This is a genomic window from Amphibacillus indicireducens (assembly GCF_039539605.1).
GTDB classification, from domain to species: Bacteria; Bacillota; Bacilli; order Bacillales; family Amphibacillaceae; genus Amphibacillus; species Amphibacillus indicireducens.
Genome location: NZ_BAABDL010000148.1, coordinates 1 through 17,674, shown reverse-complemented (window position 1 = coordinate 17,674; position 17,674 = coordinate 1). Strand labels below are relative to the sequence as shown.

16 protein-coding genes, 1 tRNA gene, 1 other RNA gene, 1 pseudogene and 1 other annotated feature are annotated in these 17,674 nt (G+C 35.7%); of the genes and pseudogenes, 15 read left to right on the top strand and 4 right to left on the bottom strand.

Annotation, left to right across the window (positions count from 1 at the left end; translation table 11 throughout):
- Positions 1–94: 94 nt before the first annotated feature.
- From ABD814_RS12725 to ABD814_RS12705, 5 genes are all read left to right on the top strand, one after another.
- Positions 95–1,426 (top strand): D-alanyl-D-alanine carboxypeptidase family protein, encoded by a 1,332-nt coding sequence (locus ABD814_RS12725; RefSeq protein ID WP_344913943.1) that lies wholly within the window; start codon positions 95–97, stop codon positions 1,424–1,426.
- A gap of 176 nt (positions 1,427–1,602) precedes the next feature.
- A complete protein-coding gene (gene pdxS, locus ABD814_RS12720) occupies positions 1,603–2,460 on the top strand; it encodes a pyridoxal 5'-phosphate synthase lyase subunit PdxS (protein WP_344913940.1) in 858 nt (285 codons plus the stop codon).
- A 65-nt stretch (positions 2,461–2,525) separates the two neighbouring features.
- Positions 2,526–2,735: a binding site (T-box leader), on the top strand.
- Positions 2,736–2,886: 151 nt separating this feature from the next.
- Complete coding sequence (serS, locus tag ABD814_RS12715) at positions 2,887–4,161, top strand: serine--tRNA ligase (RefSeq protein ID WP_344913937.1); 1,275 nt, start codon at positions 2,887–2,889, stop codon at positions 4,159–4,161.
- A gap of 10 nt (positions 4,162–4,171) precedes the next feature.
- A complete protein-coding gene (locus ABD814_RS12710) occupies positions 4,172–5,089 on the top strand; it encodes an aldo/keto reductase (protein WP_344913934.1) in 918 nt (305 codons plus the stop codon).
- Between the two features lie 89 nt (positions 5,090–5,178).
- Positions 5,179–5,271: transfer RNA gene (locus ABD814_RS12705), tRNA-Ser, on the top strand.
- A gap of 247 nt (positions 5,272–5,518) precedes the next feature.
- Here ABD814_RS12705 and ABD814_RS12700 read toward each other — a convergent pair.
- The 4 genes from ABD814_RS12700 to ABD814_RS12685 form a co-directional block, all read right to left on the bottom strand.
- Positions 5,519–6,748, bottom strand: coding sequence for a Ger(x)C family spore germination protein (locus ABD814_RS12700; protein WP_344913931.1), 1,230 nt, complete (start codon positions 6,746–6,748; stop codon positions 5,519–5,521).
- A complete protein-coding gene (locus tag ABD814_RS12695) occupies positions 6,745–7,839 on the bottom strand; it encodes a GerAB/ArcD/ProY family transporter (RefSeq protein WP_344913929.1) in 1,095 nt (364 codons plus the stop codon). The genes ABD814_RS12700 and ABD814_RS12695 overlap by 4 nt, the downstream gene beginning before the upstream one ends.
- A 14-nt stretch (positions 7,840–7,853) precedes the next feature.
- A complete protein-coding gene (locus ABD814_RS12690; RefSeq protein ID WP_344913946.1) occupies positions 7,854–9,332 on the bottom strand; it encodes a spore germination protein in 1,479 nt (492 codons plus the stop codon).
- 118 nt (positions 9,333–9,450) lie between these two features.
- Entirely contained in the window at positions 9,451–10,737 is a 1,287-nt protein-coding gene (locus ABD814_RS12685) for a glycosyl hydrolase family 18 protein (RefSeq protein ID WP_344913926.1), read from the bottom strand.
- A 133-nt stretch (positions 10,738–10,870) separates the two neighbouring features.
- Between ABD814_RS12685 and tadA the strand changes: the two genes are divergently transcribed.
- The 10 genes and pseudogenes from tadA to ABD814_RS12635 all read left to right on the top strand — a co-directional run.
- Complete coding sequence (gene tadA / locus ABD814_RS12680) at positions 10,871–11,338, top strand: tRNA adenosine(34) deaminase TadA (protein WP_344913923.1); 468 nt, start codon at positions 10,871–10,873, stop codon at positions 11,336–11,338.
- Between the two features lie 84 nt (positions 11,339–11,422).
- An RNA gene (gene ffs, locus ABD814_RS12675) (signal recognition particle sRNA large type) lies at positions 11,423–11,687 on the top strand.
- A gap of 152 nt (positions 11,688–11,839) precedes the next feature.
- Positions 11,840–13,537: a DNA polymerase III subunit gamma/tau gene (gene dnaX / locus ABD814_RS12670; protein ID WP_344913920.1), complete on the top strand. Its 1,698-nt coding sequence runs from the start codon at positions 11,840–11,842 to the stop codon at positions 13,535–13,537.
- A gap of 30 nt (positions 13,538–13,567) precedes the next feature.
- On the top strand, positions 13,568–13,894 hold the full coding sequence (locus ABD814_RS12665; protein ID WP_344913917.1) for a YbaB/EbfC family nucleoid-associated protein: 327 nt from the start codon (positions 13,568–13,570) through the stop codon (positions 13,892–13,894).
- A gap of 12 nt (positions 13,895–13,906) precedes the next feature.
- A complete protein-coding gene (gene recR, locus ABD814_RS12660) occupies positions 13,907–14,503 on the top strand; it encodes a recombination mediator RecR (protein ID WP_344913914.1) in 597 nt (198 codons plus the stop codon).
- Between the two features lie 16 nt (positions 14,504–14,519).
- Positions 14,520–14,729 carry a YaaL family protein gene (locus ABD814_RS12655; protein ID WP_344913911.1) on the top strand — a complete coding sequence of 70 codons (210 nt, stop codon included), beginning with the start codon at positions 14,520–14,522 and terminating at the stop codon, positions 14,727–14,729.
- A gap of 82 nt (positions 14,730–14,811) precedes the next feature.
- Positions 14,812–15,063, top strand: coding sequence for a pro-sigmaK processing inhibitor BofA family protein (locus ABD814_RS12650; protein ID WP_344913908.1), 252 nt, complete (start codon positions 14,812–14,814; stop codon positions 15,061–15,063).
- 489 nt (positions 15,064–15,552) lie between these two features.
- Complete coding sequence (locus ABD814_RS12645) at positions 15,553–16,563, top strand: ABC transporter ATP-binding protein (protein WP_344913905.1); 1,011 nt, start codon at positions 15,553–15,555, stop codon at positions 16,561–16,563.
- On the top strand, positions 16,560–17,492 hold the full coding sequence (locus ABD814_RS12640) for an ABC transporter ATP-binding protein (RefSeq protein ID WP_344913902.1): 933 nt from the start codon (positions 16,560–16,562) through the stop codon (positions 17,490–17,492). Before ABD814_RS12645 ends, ABD814_RS12640 begins: the two co-directional genes overlap by 4 nt.
- Before the next feature lie 7 nt (positions 17,493–17,499).
- A pseudogene (locus tag ABD814_RS12635) lies at positions 17,500–17,674 on the top strand (ABC transporter permease); the annotation flags it as partial.

Genomic DNA, 17,674 nt, shown 5'->3' with positions numbered 1-17,674 from the left:
GTTTTTTTGTGTTAAAAGGCTATATATCAATAAAAACGAAGGTTTTTACTATAAAACTTTAGACAATACGAAAGAGATTTTGGAGGGGAAACTATTGAAACTGTATAAAAAGATATTTTTCAATTTAATTGTGATCACATTTATCGTAAGTCTATTTCAAACTAATTTAACTTTAGTGAATGCACAATCACTTAACATAGAAGCAGAATCAGCTATTTTAGTTGATGCTGACACCGGCGAAATTTTATTTGCCAAAAATGCTGATTTAAAACTACCACCAGCAAGTATGACAAAAATGATGACAGAGTATTTAGTACTAGAAGCTATTGCAGAAGGGCAAATCACTTGGGATACCACAACATGGATCAGTGATTATCCTTACTCTATTTCAGCCAACAACTCTTTTTCTGGAATTGGTTTAAGACAGAATAAAGATTATACCGTTCGTGAACTTTATGAAGGGATGGCGATTATTTCTGATAACGCCACAACAATTGCTCTCGCAGAACTAATCGCAGGTTCTGAAGGGGAATTTGTTAAACGAATGAATGAAAAAGGTAGAGAATTAGGTTTAACAGACTTTGAATTTGTTAACTCAACTGGTTTAACAAATACAAGTTTAGGTGAAAATTATCCAGAAGGAACGGATCCGAACGGTGATAATTTAATTTCAGCTCGTTCTGCTGCTTTGCTAGCTTATCATTTAATTAACGATTACCCTGAAGCACTTGAATTTTCAAGTACACTAATGTCAGAATTAGATGACCAACCACTTGAAAACTTAAACTGGATGCTTCCATGGAATAATACAAACTTTGCTCAGTATCACGTTGATGGTGTTGATGGGTTAAAAACAGGTTATACAGAAGTTGCTGGTTACTGCTTTACTGGTACAGCAATTAGAGATGGCCGTCGTTTAATCACAGTTGTTATGAAAGCTGATAGCTATGGTTCACGATTTGAAGAAACAGCAAAATTATTAAATTATGGTTTTGGGGAATTTCAAAAGCTCGATCTATATCAAGCAGGTTATCAATTAGCTGATCATGAAACGATTGAAGTAGCAAAAGGGAAAGAAGATGTTGTCGCTGTTGAATTAGCCGAACAGATCACATCAGTTGTTCGAACAGGCGAAGAAGATGCTTACTCAATTGAATATGTTTTAGATGAAACAAAATTAAATGAAGATGGCAAACTTGTTGCACCGATTGAAAAAGGTGAAAAAATTGGTGAAGTTAAATTAAATTATCACGGTAATGCTGATTATGGAAGTATTTTAGCAGATCAAGATCAACAAACTTTTGATTTAATAGCTGTTGATAGTGTTGAACAAAATAATTGGTTTATGTTAATGCTTGGTGCAATTGGTGATTTCTTCAGTCAATTATTTTCAACAGTCGTAGATACAGTAACGGGTTGGTTTTAATTTTAAAAGTTCAATGATAGAATTTAATGTCTACCATTGAGCTTTTTTTGTTAAACAAAGTAAGATTAACTTGCGTTCAGTCTAAAGGTGATATAAAATATTAGCTAATCAAAAAATTTGAAATTTGAATCAATTTGGCTGCTAATTTTAAATAAAAAATTAAGGGGGAAATAATAGTGACGAAAAAAGTTGATTTTAGAGATGGTGGCGTCATTATGGACGTTATCAATGCTGAACAAGCAAAAATAGCTGAAGAGGCTGGTGCTGTCGCTGTTATGGCACTTGAGCGTGTTCCATCAGATATTCGTGCTGCAGGTGGAGTTGCTCGGATGGCTGATCCAACAATTGTTGAGGAAGTTGTGAATGCGGTATCGATTCCTGTTATGGCAAAAGCACGAATTGGCCATATTGTTGAAGCACGTGTATTAGAAGCTTTAGGTGTTGATTATATCGATGAGAGTGAGGTTCTAACTCCTGCAGATGATATTTATCATCTAAATAAACGAGATTATACCGTTCCATTTGTAACAGGTTGTCGAGATCTTGGTGAAGCATCTCGTCGAATTGGCGAAGGAAGTTCAATGCTGCGTACGAAAGGTGAGCCAGGTACAGGTAATATCGTTGAAGCTGTTCGCCATTTGCGTCAAGTCAATGCACAAGTTAACAAACTTGTGCACATGTCAATTGATGAAGTGATGACGTATGCAAAAGAGCTCGGTGCGCCTTATGAAGTTTTACTTAAAATTAGAGAAGAAGGCCGTTTACCAGTTGCCAACTTTGCAGCAGGAGGTGTTGCAACACCGGCTGATGCTGCGCTAATGATGGAATTAGGTGCAGATGGTGTCTTTGTTGGATCCGGTATCTTTAAGTCTGAAAACCCTGAGAAGTTTGCTAAAGCAATTGTTCAAGCAACGAAAAACTACCAAGATTATCAGTTAATCGCAGAGGTTTCAAAAGGACTCGGTGAAGCAATGAAAGGGATCGAAATAGGATCACTTTCAGCTCATGAAAGAATGCAGGATCGGAGCGAATAAATTTTTTAAAAAAAACTTGCATCAATCTGTCTGATCCGATATGATGAAAGCAAATTAATCAATAAAACAATGCGTTGATAGGAAATAGTAATTATCGATTTCAACTTTAGCGAGCTGGTGGTCGGTGAAAACCAGTGTGAACAGGTAATGAATCCATCCTTTGAGTGATGTGTGGTCACAAGCATATCCGGTTTCGTCACCGTTATTTGACTTCAAGCCGGAAGACAATTGTCTTCAATCGGGGTGGTATCGCGGGAGTTACTCTCGTCCCTTTCTATTTTAGGGACGGGAGTTTTTTTATTGGTAGATAAGAAAGTATAACAACTTTCTTACTACGTAAGTGCAACTAAGGCATTCGCCTAAAGGCTTGGCGAATGCCAAGTTTTCTAAAAAAATAAATTTATTATAAATGAAGGAGGAAATTTGATGTTAGATATTAAGTTATTACGTCAAAATTTTCAGGCAGTAAAAGAAAAATTACAAGCACGCGGTGAGGATTTATCAGACTTAGATCAATTTGAAGCGGTTGATCAAAAAAGACGAGAGTTAATTGCTAAAACAGAAGTATTGAAAGCGAAACGAAACGATGTATCGAAGGAAATTGCTCAATTAAAACGTGATAAGCAAGATGCAGATGCAATGATCAAAGAAATGCGAACAGTTGGAGATGAAATTAAAACGATCGATGATGAATTAAAGGAATTAGATGAAAAACTAGAAAAAATTATGTTTTCAATTCCAAATATTCCTCATGAATCTGTTCCAATTGGTGAAACTGAAGATGATAATGTTGTCGCAAGAACATGGGGGGAAGTTGCCACACCTGAATTCGAACAAAAACCCCACTGGGAATTGGCAACAGAATTAGACATCTTAGACTTTGAACGGGCAGCTAAAACAACAGGAAGTCGCTTCGTTTTCTATAAAGGCTTAGGTGCTCGTTTAGAGCGTGCGCTACTCAATTTTATGATGGATTTGCATGCTGATGAGCATGGGTATGAAGAAATGTTGCCACCTTACCTAGTCAATCGAACGAGCATGATTGGAACAGGACAGCTACCTAAGTTTGCAGAGGATGCGTTTAAAATTGAGGATTGGGAATATTTCCTCGTTCCAACAGCAGAGGTACCTGTGACGAACTATTTACGTGATGAAATTTTATCAGCAGATGATTTACCACAAAAATTTGTTGCTTACAGTGCTTCATTCCGCTCAGAAGCAGGTTCAGCTGGCCGAGATACGAGAGGCTTAATTCGCCAACACCAGTTTAATAAAGTTGAACTCGTCCAATTTGTTAAGCTGGAAGACTCTTATCAAGTGCTAGAGGAATTAACAAACAATGCGGAAAAAGTCTTACAATTATTAGAGCTTCCATATCGTGTGATGAGCATGTGTACAGCTGATTTAGGTTTTACCGCAGCAAAAAAATACGATATTGAAGTCTGGATGCCAAGTAACGATACGTATCGAGAAATTTCATCATGTTCTAACTTTGAAGCATTCCAAGCGAGGCGAGCGAATATTCGTTTCCGCCGTGAAGATAAAGGCAAACCAGAATTTGTTCACACATTAAACGGCTCAGGCTTAGCAATCGGACGAACAGTTGCCGCGATCTTAGAAAATTATCAAAATGCTGATGGATCAATAACAATTCCAAAGGTTTTACAACCATATATGGGGGGTAAAGAAATAATTAAATAGGAGTGATTTGATGAGACAGATTAAATTAGGAACGAGTGACTTAAATGTCAGTACAATCGGTTTAGGTTGTATGCGGATGAATGGGCTATCGATAGAAGATGCAAATCGAGTGATTGAAAATGCATTAGAGTTAGGCATTAATTTCTTTGATCATGCAGATTTATATGGACAGGGAAAGTCGGAAGAGATTTTTGCTGAAGCAATCGATATGAATCCTTCGATTCGTGAGAAAATGATCATTCAAACAAAATGTGGGATTCGTAATGGTTTTTTTGATTTTTCAAAAGATCATATTATTAATTCAGTTGAAGGTAGTTTAAAACGATTAAAAACAGATTATATTGATGTATTTTTACTCCATCGACCAGATGCATTGGTTGAGCCAGAGGAAGTGGCTGAAGCTTTTGATCACCTTTATCAAAGTGGTAAGGTTCGTCATTTTGGTGTTAGCAATCATAATCCGTATCAAATTGAATTGCTAAAAAAATCTCTTAACCAAGATCTCATTGCAAATCAATTGCAGATGAGTTTAATGTTCACACCAATGATTGATGCGGGATTAAATGTTAATATGCAGGATGAGCCAGCTTACGTCAGAGATGGGGGTATTTTAGATTATAGTCGACTCCATAACATGACAATTCAACCATGGTCACCATTCCAATATGGCTTTTTTGAAGGTGTATTTATCGATAATGATAAGTTTCCTGAGGTTAATCAAAAATTACAACATTATGCAGATAAATATAACGTGACGAAAACAACGATAGCGATTGCTTGGTTACTTCGCCACCCAGCAAAAATGCAACCGATAGTTGGAACAATGAACAGAGAGCGCTTAAAAGAAATTGCTAAAGCAGCTGAGATCACACTTCTGAGAGAGGAATGGTATGATCTATACCGAACTGCCGGCAATCGTTTACCTTAATCGCGAATCATAAAAATTAAGCACTTAAGTTAAAAAGATATTGACAAGTATAATTAGAACTGATATTATTAATCTTGTCGTCAGTTCACGGAGGAATACCCAAGCCCGGCTGAAGGGATCGGTCTTGAAAACCGACAGGGGCTTCACGGCCCGCGGGGGTTCGAATCCCTCTTCCTCCGCCATAATTATACAATTCATATGACGATATAAATAAAACTTAGCTAAGATACCCTAGCTAAGTTTTTTTGTTATGAGTAAAACTAATAATGAATGACAATTAAACTTGTTGTGAGAGTGATGATGCTTAAATTAAGGATCATTATAGACGTCATTCCAAGATAATTTTTATCCTTTTTTAAATGGAGACAAAAATGAATGCAATAGTAAGTTATATATAGACAAATTAATATTAATGAAAATACAATCATATTAATCACCCATTTCATTAAGGTTTGTATCATAAAGTGATTTACCAAATTCAAGTCTTTGTAATTGAAAAACGACATTAATATCTGCATTTGGGTAAATATCTTCACTCCAATTTGCTTCTTCATAACTAGGAATGTCATTAAAAAACTTCCGAATGAAGAGTGACCAATAAAAAGGTTCTGCTTGATATTGTTGTTGTGTTTTAATAATTAATTTTTCAGCAATTGATTGATAATGCTCTTCTAATGCTTTTTTGAGTATTTTTTTTAATTCATTATCATCAGAGTACCTAATCATACTAGGTATAGCTACCGTTTCAAATTCAAAGGGAACAAAAACATTAATTGAAGCATGGTTATTTTCAGCATCATACTTAATATCAATATTGCACTCTTCTTTTTGAATGAAATTCCCTGCAATATTGTAAGTTGGATTAATCGGATCAGGAAAAGCAGATATGATATCATCCATTTTTTTTGTTTTATCTAATATAGTCGTCATTCTTGTTTCTTGAGCATTTAAAATATCAATCATTTTACCATTTTTAAAAACAGCAGAACCCATAAATTGTGCGGGGTTTCCTCCAGTTGTTATGAGTTCTCCAGCAATTTTTTCAATAGAGGGTTTACTGAGATCTTCTTCTTGGTGTACAGCTGACGCAAAGATTGCTAAAAATAAGTCATCCTTTCCTTCTGTAATTTGAAAAAAATGGTGGAAATCAGCCTCTGGAATAACTCCTGTTTCAGATGCACGTGTAATCATAAACTGATAATATTTATGAGGTTTATTTTCTAATTCTGGAGAAGCAATTCTTAAAAAAGTTTCTGCTTTTTCCTTTGTAACTATAATTTGAATATTACGCCTCATTTGAGTTGTTCGTGATGACGGCTGAAGGATGCTAATAAATTGACCTGTTCTTGCAAGTTCTTCAGAAATAATGATCACACGTGTATGATCAAGATTAATTTTCTTCGTAACAAAATTATTAGCAATATCAGTTGCTGTAATTAGATCAGAAGTTGGAATTGAAATCGTTTGAGTGGCGCCACCTGATGCATCATCTATTTTTGGATTAGCGATTTGAAAAGTAAATTGAAATAGCCCTTCTTGCTCAGTTAAGTCAACACCTACAGCAATCACATAAGATTGTTTTTCAAGCTCCATCAAATCTTCACATCCAATCAAAGTGAGAGAAAGCAAACTGATGATAAATCCAATTAATTGTTTCAAGATAATCGCCCCGTTCTTTGCTTGAAAAAATGACGAATCAATAATATAAATGGAATAATTATGATAATCGGTGTTAATAGATTAAAAAGATTGTTACGATAAACAACCTCTGTCACAATAGCGTTATTTGGTAACAGACCAACAAGCATTAATAAAAATCCAATCGGTAAAATCAGAAGTTCAAAATTATTTATCTGAAAGATCGCACCAAACAACCAAGAGATTAAATATAAAAACAAAATAAATCGAATAAACGTTGCTAACAACCAAAATATTAAAAAAAAGGTTTCTATGTTAGTAAAAAAATCCCCTAGTCTAATGTATTGGGTGACTTCATGAAAGGGGAATGGCGTTGTTGCAATTGAATCATAGTCAAAAAAAGTCGTATAAATAAAATAGAAAAAGATAATTTGAATGACTGAAATCATTAGTCCTAAAAGTGTCCCCTTATAAAAATATTTAGGTTCTTTAACGGCAGGTAATACCATTAAAAGTAAGGTGAATTTCGAAAAAATTGATCCTTTAAGAACTCCTTCTTGGATGACCTCAGTCAAACCGGATCCAAAGATAGGGAAAATACGCTCAGGTATTAGTGAAGGGATGATTAATATGATTAATATGATGAGCGAAATTTGAAAGTAAGGGAAAAACAATTTTGCTGTGTAGCCAATTACTTTTATCCCTCTAACTGCTCCAAAAATACAAACAATGGCGAGTATAATAAAAATAGAAAACAATTGCGATTGTTCAAAATAGAGAAGTTTAATTTGTCCAACATAACTTCTTTTATCTAAAGCAAGCCAAAGGAAGTTTGCCATAAATACAATAAAAGCAAATACCTTACCTAAGAATTTTCCAAATAATATTTCTAATAGTTCAACAAGATGTTCTGCATTATACTTGCGTAGTAAATAAAGTAGGATCAGAAAAGATGGTAACACAACTAAAAAGGAAATTAATGGAACAAACCAAAAGGCATTTTTTGTGTTTTGAGCAAGTAAAGAAGGTGTTGTATCTGTTATGATCATAACGATTGCAATGTTTGTTAAAGCAAATATTTCATAGGTAGACAGTTTACTATTCACCTTCACAACTTGTACCTCCGTTAATTTCTCATTCTTTTTAAATCTTTCGGTAATAAGTAACCTGGACGGGATTTTTCCCTATTCAATGGTTTTCTAAAATAGGTATCATCATTTGATTGATAACTTGGTGCTAAAGGTGCAAAATAAGGAACCCCAAAAGACTTGAGTGATGCAGCATACATAAACCAAAGGGTAAACACAGCCATGAGGCTATATATCCCATAAAATACAGCAGAGAAAATGAAAATAAATCGTGTTAGTCTAACGGTAAAGTTAAGACTTGGATCACTGATTGCAAAGGATGCTAAACCAGATAATGCACTGATGATGACAATAATTGGACTGACAATATTAGCTTCTACGGCAGCTTGCCCTAAAATTAAAGCACCAACAATACTAATGGTTGTACCCAGTGGATTTGGGGTTCGTACCCCAGCTTCACGAATTAATTCAAAGGCAAACTCCATTAAAATTATTTCTAAAAATAATGGAAAAGGCACTTTATCTCTTGAAGCCGCAATTTCTAATAATAGATCGGGTGGGATTAGTTCACTATGAAAGTTTGCTAACGCAACATACGTTGCTGAAATCATTGTCGTAAAATAAAGAGCAAAGAGCCGAATTAATCTAGAAAAATTACCGAAAATAAAGCGAGCATAACGGTCTTCTGCGTTATGGAAAAAGGACCAAAAGGTAACTGGAACGATCAAACATGCTGCTGAACTCTCCATCAAGAGAACAACATGTCCACGATTAATATACAAACATGCGTTATCAGGTCGTTCTGTATATAAAATTGTTGGAAAGAGTGATAGTGGTCTGTCCTCAATATACTGTTCTAATAATTCAAGATTTTGAACAGAGTCTATTTGTATTTGATTAATTCTTCCTCGAACTTCTTCTAATAGTTGATTATTGACCAGATCTTTAATATAGACGAGTTGTACATCTTGTTTTGATCGTTCGCCAATATGTTGTGATTCTGTGACTAACTGTTTGTTACGAATTTGATTTCGGATCAACGAAATATTGACATTTAGCGATTCGATGAAAGCCTCTTTTGGGCCACGAATTACACTTTCATTTTCTGCTTGACTGACATTACGATATTCAAATTTAGCAACATCAATTGCATACGCCTTTGGATGGCTGTCTATAAATAAAATAACCCTTCCACTTGTAACATGGTTATTAATTATGGAGGTATTTGTCACAATATCAATTGTTTCAATTGTCACAATATTGATGATTGATTCTCCTTCTTGTTCAAGTAAAGGTTGAATAATCGATTGTTCAATTTTATCGCTGTTGACAAGTGAGTCTAAATAGCAAAGGGCAATATTCCTTTGATTATATTTAGCTGTTAATTTTCTAATCGAAAAGTCGCTGTTTAGTCCATAAGAAAAATCGTTTTTTATTTGATCAATATTTTTACTAAGATCAGAACTTATTTGATTATTTTCATTTTTTTCTTTTTTCTTTCTAAGCAAAAGACTCACCTCATTTTCAAGTCTAGTTTGAGTGATTTTAACAATTCTATACATGATTGATTAAGATAATTTTGAATGATAATCAAAATTAAATCCCACCTCATTTGTTTAATGAAGTGGGATTTAATTAATATTTTTTAATGGTAAAATTATCACTTAGTAGTAGCCAATTTTGTGGGAAAGATAAGCCGAGTTTCCAATAACTAATCCCTCGTAAATGCTTCTCTTTAATTAAATCAAATTTTGCTTGAATCGATCGTGCATCTTCAAACCAAACTTCGTGTTTGTTACCTTCACCATCAATATATTGGAAATAAGGTGCTTGGGCTGTTGAATCGTAGGAAATGGCTTGATTATTTTCATGCGCAAGCTGGATCGCTTGTTGTGGACTAATTGCACGGGCGTAATCGCCACCAGGTTCATAGGGCAGTGTCCAATCATAACCATATAAATTTTGTCCAAGCATAATTTTCTCAGCAGGTATCTCTGTTAATGCATAGTCAACAACACGACGAACTTGGTCAATTGGAGAAACGGCCATTGGCGGTCCACCACTATATCCCCATTCATAAGTCATTAAGACAACGAAATCAGCAATTTCACCATGTGCCCTGTAATCATGTGCTTGATACCACTGCCCTTCTTGAGTTGCACTTGTTTTTGGTGCTAAAGCAGTTGACATTAATAAGTTTTCTTGACTTAATCTTGTTTTGGCTCGTCGTAAAAATTGATTGTAGGCTTCGCGATCACTTGCAGGAAGAAATTCAAAATCAAAGTGGACATCACGGAAGCCAATTTCGTTTGCAGTTGCAATGATTTGATCGAATAAACGGTTTTGGACGTTATGATCATTGACGATTAAACTTCCTAGCTCCTCACTAAAAGCACCAGATTCTAAATTGGTCACGACTAACATCAATGCTGCCTGATTATTTTGTGCGATATTTGGAAAGTCATTAAGTAAAGGTGCTTGTAAACTCCCATCACGTTTGACTTGATAACTAAATGGAGCAAGGTATGTCAACTGATCAGCATGCTTTTGGGCTGCATTAATCAATGTATTCGATACTGTACTTCCAGTCGGCTCAACATAAGCGTTTGATTCAATCATTTGTTTTGGTTGCTCAGGAATATAAAGTCTCAAGTTTACTGGTAATGGTTGGTTAGGATCAATCGCATTAATTTGTGCCAACTCAGCAATTGTTAAATTAAATTTTTGGCTAATCGTGTAAAGACTATCTCCAGGTCTAACGAAATAAAATTGTCCGACAATAGGAATAACGATTGCTTGACCGACTACGAGTGATTCAGGGGTCTCTAATTCATTTGCTTGCACAATATCGTCAATTGATGATCCAAACGAATTTGCAATTTGGTAAAGGGAATCCCCTGGTTGAACAAGATAAATTTGCACAATAAATCCTCCTATCTGTATTCTCGGGTTATCTTATGCAAATGAGATTAGGCAAGTGACAGGAATCTAGTTCATTTTTTCGTAGAAAATTGATACACTTAGTGATAAGATCTTGAGTTAAGGAGAACATACAATGACTGATGAAGATTATATGAGTCTTGCCATTGAAGAGGCTAAAAAGGCAGGTCAAATAGGAGAAGTACCGATCGGAGCAGTGCTCGTTCATAATAATGAAGTCGTTGCTAGTGCTTATAATTTACGTGAATCATTGCAAACAACGGCTTCACATGCAGAGATGTTTTTGATTGAAAAAGGTAATGCCCTATTTAAAAGTTGGCGTTTAGAGGATTGTACGTTATATGTTACGTTAGAACCCTGTCAAATGTGTGCAGGAGCAATTTTGCAAGCGAGGATTCCACGAGTCGTCTTCGGAGCATATGATCCAAAAGCGGGCTGTGCAGGTTCGATTATAAATTTATTAGAAGATGAACGTTTTAATCACCAGGTTGAGCTTGCAGGTGGTGTAAAAGCTGATGCCTGCTCAGCGTTATTGACCGATTTTTTTAAAAAGCTTCGAGTAGTGAACAAAGGAAAAAAATAACACGCTCAAACGATTGATTTTTCTTTGCAAAAGGACTATAATAGTAAATGCGCTAATTCGCGCTTAAATTTGTTATCAAACTTGCCGTGCTAGGTGGGGAGGTAGCGGTGCCCTGTACTCGCAAGCCGCTATAGCGAGACTGAATTCCTATCTGAGGTGCATAACAAGAAGGTCTGCCATAAAGGACTGGTGTTGATGTTTGGGTCCTGCGCAACGTGAACCCGTGAACCCTGTCAGGTTCGGAAGAAAGCAGCAGTAAGCGGTCTTTCATGTGTGCCGTAGGGAAGCCTGAGCTGAGCCAAGAGCTTATGTAACGCTTAGGGTTGTGTGATCGAGGATAGGTGCACGGCGTCTATATAAAAACAAATGCTCTTGCCTATAGTAGGTAAGAGTTTTTTACTTTTTAGTGATTTTGATAAATAATCATTTGATATCGTTCACATTTAGATTGAAATTCAGTTATAATAGAAAGGAATTCCACGTTGGGAGGACAAAGTAAAAATGAGCTATCAAGCCCTTTATCGTGTTTGGCGACCTAAAAATTTTAATGATGTTGTAGGACAAGTACATATTACTCGAACGCTACAAAATGCGATCTATCAAAATAAGTTTTCTCATGCTTATTTATTTTCTGGTCCCAGAGGAACGGGTAAAACAAGTGCAGCTAAAATCTTTGCTAAAGCTGTTAACTGTCAATCAACTCCTGTTAAAGAACCATGTGGAGAGTGTGATGCTTGTATTGGGATTGAGGATGGAACCATTTCAGATGTGATCGAAATTGATGCTGCGTCAAACAATGGCGTTGAACAAATTCGAGATATCCGTGATAAAGTCAAATATGCACCAAGTGCTGTTGATTATAAAGTGTATATTATTGATGAAGTTCATATGCTATCAATTGGTGCATTTAATGCGTTATTAAAAACATTAGAAGAGCCACCACAACACGTCATTTTTATTTTAGCAACGACGGAGCCACATAAAATTCCATTAACGATTATCTCTCGTTGTCAACGCTTTGACTTTAAGCGAATCGGTCATTCTTTTTTAGTTGAACGAATGAAAGAAATTATGGAAAAAGAGGCAATTGACGTGTCTGATCAAGCTTTTCATGCGATTGCGCTTGCTGCAGAAGGTGGAATGCGTGATGCCTTAAGTCTATTGGACCAGTCTATTTCATATAGTAGTGAAGTGGTCGAGTTAGAAGATGTTTTGGCGATAACAGGTTCTGTTTCACAAGGAAAACTAACAGAATTAATCAATGCACTTTTTCAAAAAGATGCTAAAACAGCATTAAACTTAGTTGATCTTTTTATCCAAGAAGGAAAAGATCCAGGTCGACTCGTCTATGACTTAATTTACTTTTTACGTGATTTATTAATTTACCAAAACTCAGCCGATTCAGCTGATTTATTGGAGCGTGCAATTGCAGATCAACCGTTTATTGATTTACACAAACAATTATCAAGTGAATGGATTCAAACAGCGATTACTGAATTGAATCAATGTCAACAAGAAATGAAATGGACAAATACACCTAAAGTTTTCATTGAGATTACTATGTTAAAAATCGCTGACCAACATGCTGAGGGAAAATCATCAATAATCGATGATCAACATCTTTTGCAGTTAACAGAAAAGCTTGATAAACTAGAAAAAGAATTACAATCATTAAAGAGTAATCATGCTCAAGCAAAAGAAACTGTTCAAACAAAGCAGCCAAGTAAGCGGGCTGTAACAACTAAAAATAAATATCGGATTCCGTATGAACGGATTCGTGATGTTTTAGCGGAAGCGGAAAAGCAACACTTAAAAGATGTGCACAGTAAATGGCCGACATTTATGAATTTGTTAAAACAGCAAAGTGCACCTGCACATGCGGTATTGCAAGATGCGAAACCAAGTGCAGCATCTGCTGAAAGACTAGTGATTGCTTTTAGATATGATATCCACTGTTCTCTTGCGCTCGATCATCAGCAACTGATTGAATCGCTTTTATTAGAGGTGTTAGGCAGGGTGATGTCATTCATTCCGATTCCAGAGCAGAGTTGGCTTGAATTACGTCAAGAATATGTTGATAAACAACGTCAACAAGCACAGGATCAAGGTGATCCTGCTGCACAGACTGAAGAAGATCCAATTATTGCTGAAGCACGAAAGCTCGTCGGTGATGATTTATTAGAAATTCACGATCAATAATCATTTAAAACTATTTAGGAGGAAACAAAAATGCGTGGAAATATGGGAAATATGAATAAAATGATGAAACAAATGCAAAAGATGCAAAAAGATATGATGAAGGCACAAGAGGAGCTGCTAGAGATGACGTTTGAAGCAACCTCTGGTGGTGAAATGGTTAAAGTCGTTGCCAATGGAAAAAAAGAAATTCTTGATATCGAAATTAATGAAGAAGTTGTTGATCCAGACGATGTAGAAATGCTTCAAGATTTAATCATTGCAGCAACTAACGAAGTATTAACGAAAATTGAAGATACAACGAATGAAAAAATGGGCAAATTTACTCAAGGCATGAATTTACCCGGAGGAATGTTCTAGGAGGTTTAAGTCTTGTACTATCCAGAACCAATTTCAAAGCTAATTGATAGCTTTACAAAACTGCCAGGAATAGGACCAAAAACAGCGGTTCGACTGGCTTTTTTTGTATTAAACATGAAAGAAGAAGATGTTTTAGATTTTGCTAAAGCATTAGTAAGTGCTAAAAGAGAGCTGACCCATTGTCAGATTTGTGGCAACATCACCGATCAAGATCCATGTGCAATCTGTCAAGATCAATCACGCGATCAAACAATCATTTGTGTCGTTCAAGATCCAAAAGACGTGATTGCGATGGAGAAAATGCGTGAATATAATGGACTCTACCATATTTTAAATGGAGCAATTTCTCCAATCGATGGTATTGGTCCAGAAGATATTAACGTACCTAGTTTGTTAGATCGATTAAAAGATGAACGTGTGTCAGAACTAATTTTGGCAACCAATCCAAATGTGGAAGGTGAAGCAACCGCAATGTATATTTCTAGGCTTGTTAAACCTTCAGGAATAAAAACAACTCGAATCGCTCACGGACTCCCAATGGGGGGCGATCTTGAATATGCAGATGAAGTGACCCTTTCCAAAGCGTTAGAAGGAAGACGTGAACTGTAAAAGGATGTGAAGGCCCATGTTTGGTAAGAAAAGTTGGAAAAAGGAAGAAAAGAAACTATTAAATCATATTTTTCAACTCCAAAAAGAGTGGAGCCAATTAAAAGATATTCTCAATCAAAGTGTCGATCCTAGTGAAATCGGACGACTTGATTTAAGGCTAGCCGAAATAAAATATTTTTATTTATTAAGGGAAGCAAAGTACTATCATTTAAATGCAAATAAATAAGATTAAGAGAATGTTCATTTAATAATGAGCGTTCTTTTTTTTTATTTCTCTACATATATTTGTGCTAGAGGAGTGAATAACGATGAAACTAGCATTTACAGTTATATTCGTCTGTCTTTTATTATTTGGATTATTTAATCTGAAATCATTTAAATGGTTGCCAACAATCATAACGAAACTAGCAATTGGTGCATTAGTATTGTTTTTCCTTAACTTGGTCAGTAGCTACTTTGGCTTACATATCCCAATCAACTTATTCACATCAACAGTTGTTGGTTTTTGTGGTATCCCAGGAATAATCACAGTAGCATCTTTATTTCTTTTTTTCCTTTAGACAGATCAGATGATCTTTAATTTTTTTATGACAAAACATTGGCCTAGGAGATTGCTACTTTTCTAGGCCTTTTTTTGAGCTAACTTACAAATATAGTTTAACAGTTACATTTATATAGAAATTAAAAATAAAAAACAAGATGTTCGTAATTTGTTAAAAAATGAAGCTTAAAATGATAAATGACACACCTTTTGAACTAGAATGATTAGTAATATATATAGGAAGGAACAGAAATATTGCATTATTATTAACTAACGATTAAGATAGTCTTACAGTTTTTAAAATTTCAATTAGTCTAAAAATTATGAAGAGATTGATAAAATTTTGAGATTAGTTATTGCTTTTTTATAACTTTTTAACTATAATGTTTTTAACCTACTTTGTTCAACCTAAAAACAAAGATGGAAAAAATTAAAGAGTTAATTGTCAGAATAATTCTTTTATTTTGACTTATTATACAGTTACAAACGGGTGCATAGGAGGATAAAGTTGAAAAATAAATTACTAGAAATTAAAAATTTAAATACCTCCTTTCGAATTCGTGATGATTATTATGCGGCAGTTGATAACGTCTCATTGAGCGTTAAAAAGAACGAGGTCTTGGCTATTGTAGGTGAATCAGGGTCAGGGAAAAGTGCGTTAGCTTTTTCAATTATGCGCCTGCATAATCGCGCGAAAACTGAAGGGGAAATCTTATTTAAAGATGAAAATGTCATTGACATGACAGCATCACGCTTAAATGATGTGCGTGGTAAAGATATGGCGATGATTTTTCAAGACCCATTAACGGCATTAAATCCATTAATGACAGTTGGAGAGCAAATTGGGGAAGCACTCTTTTTACATGATCGAAAATTGTCGAAAAAGGTGTTAAATGACCGGGTAATTGATTTGCTGAATCAGGTTGGGATTCCTCGGCCAAATTATGTTGTCGATCAATACCCACACGAACTATCTGGTGGGATGCGTCAGCGTGTGATGATCGCGATTGCGATTGCGAATGATCCAGAGTTGTTAATTGCTGATGAGCCGACAACTGCTTTAGATGTGACGATCCAAGCACAAATATTAGATCTCATTCGAGAGCTAAAAGAAAAGATGGATGCTGGAATTATTTTAATTACACATGACTTAGGTGTTGTTGCTGAGATGGCTGATCGTGTTGCTGTGATGTATGCGGGAGAGATTGTTGAGATCGCCGATGTTCAAACATTATTTGAACAACCGAAACATCCATATACACGTTCATTATTAAATTCAGTACCAAACTCAACCGACTCATCTAAACAAGATAAATTACATGTGATTCAAGGGATTGTTCCATCATTGGCGAACTTGCCACGGACAGGGTGTCGCTTTAAAGACCGGATTCCTTGGATCGATGATTCAGTGCACGAGGACAATCCAGAGCTTCATGAAATTGAGCCAGGACACTTTGTTCGTTGCACATGCTATCAACACTTTCATTTTCCAGATAAAGAGGAGGTCGAACAAAAATGACCTTTCTTGAAGTAAAGGATTTAAACGTTCATTTTCCAATTCGAGGTGGAATTCTGAATCGAAAAATTGATGCTGTTCGAGCGGTTGATGGGGTTTCATTCCAGATTGAGGCAGGGAAAACTTACGGTCTCGTTGGTGAATCTGGTTCTGGTAAAACAACGACAGGTCGAGCGATCATTGGTTTGAACAACATTACATCAGGTCAAGTTTTGTTTCAAGGCAATGATCTGAATGATAAGGCCAATAAAAAGTTAGATTTCAGAAAAGACATTCAAATGATTTTCCAAGATCCGTATTCATCATTAAACCCGAAAAAACGGGTACTTGATATTGTTGCGGAACCATTGAGAAACTATGAAAAGATGACGAAGCGAGAAGAGCTTTTAGAGGTTGCAGGCTTACTAGAGAAAGTTGGACTTTCTGAAGAAAGTATTTATAAGTATCCACACCAATTCTCAGGTGGTCAGCGTCAACGAATCGGAATTGCGCGAGCAATTGCGCTTAAACCGAAGTTGATTATTGCTGATGAGCCGGTATCTGCACTTGATGTGTCTGTTCAAGCACAGGTACTCAACTTTATGAAAGACATTCAAAAGGAATTAAATTTAACCTATCTCTTTATCAGTCATGACTTAGGGATTGTGAAACATATGAGTGACCGAATTGGGATTATGTACAAAGGGCGTTATGTTGAAGAGGGGAACACAGAAGATATCTTCGCAAACCCACAACATATTTATACGAAGCGCCTTGTTGCAGCCATTCCTGATATTAATCCAAATAATCGAGCAAAGCAGAAGGAATTTAGAGAAGCTGTTCAAAAAGAATATGATCAAGATTATGATCAATATTTCGATGAAAAAGGCTTAGCTTATCCGTTGCGTCAGCACACAGACACTCATCTCGTCGCTTTGCCAGGAAGAGGGTGATTGATCGATGTGGAAATTTATCGTTAGACGTTTAATTACAACGTTGCCGCAAATTATCTTACTGAGTGTTTTAGTTTTTATGATGGCTAAATTAATGCCAGGGGATGCGTTAACGGGTTTGATTGATCCGAGCCTTGACCCAGTGACAATCGCTGAACAAAGGGAACGGCTTGGACTTAATG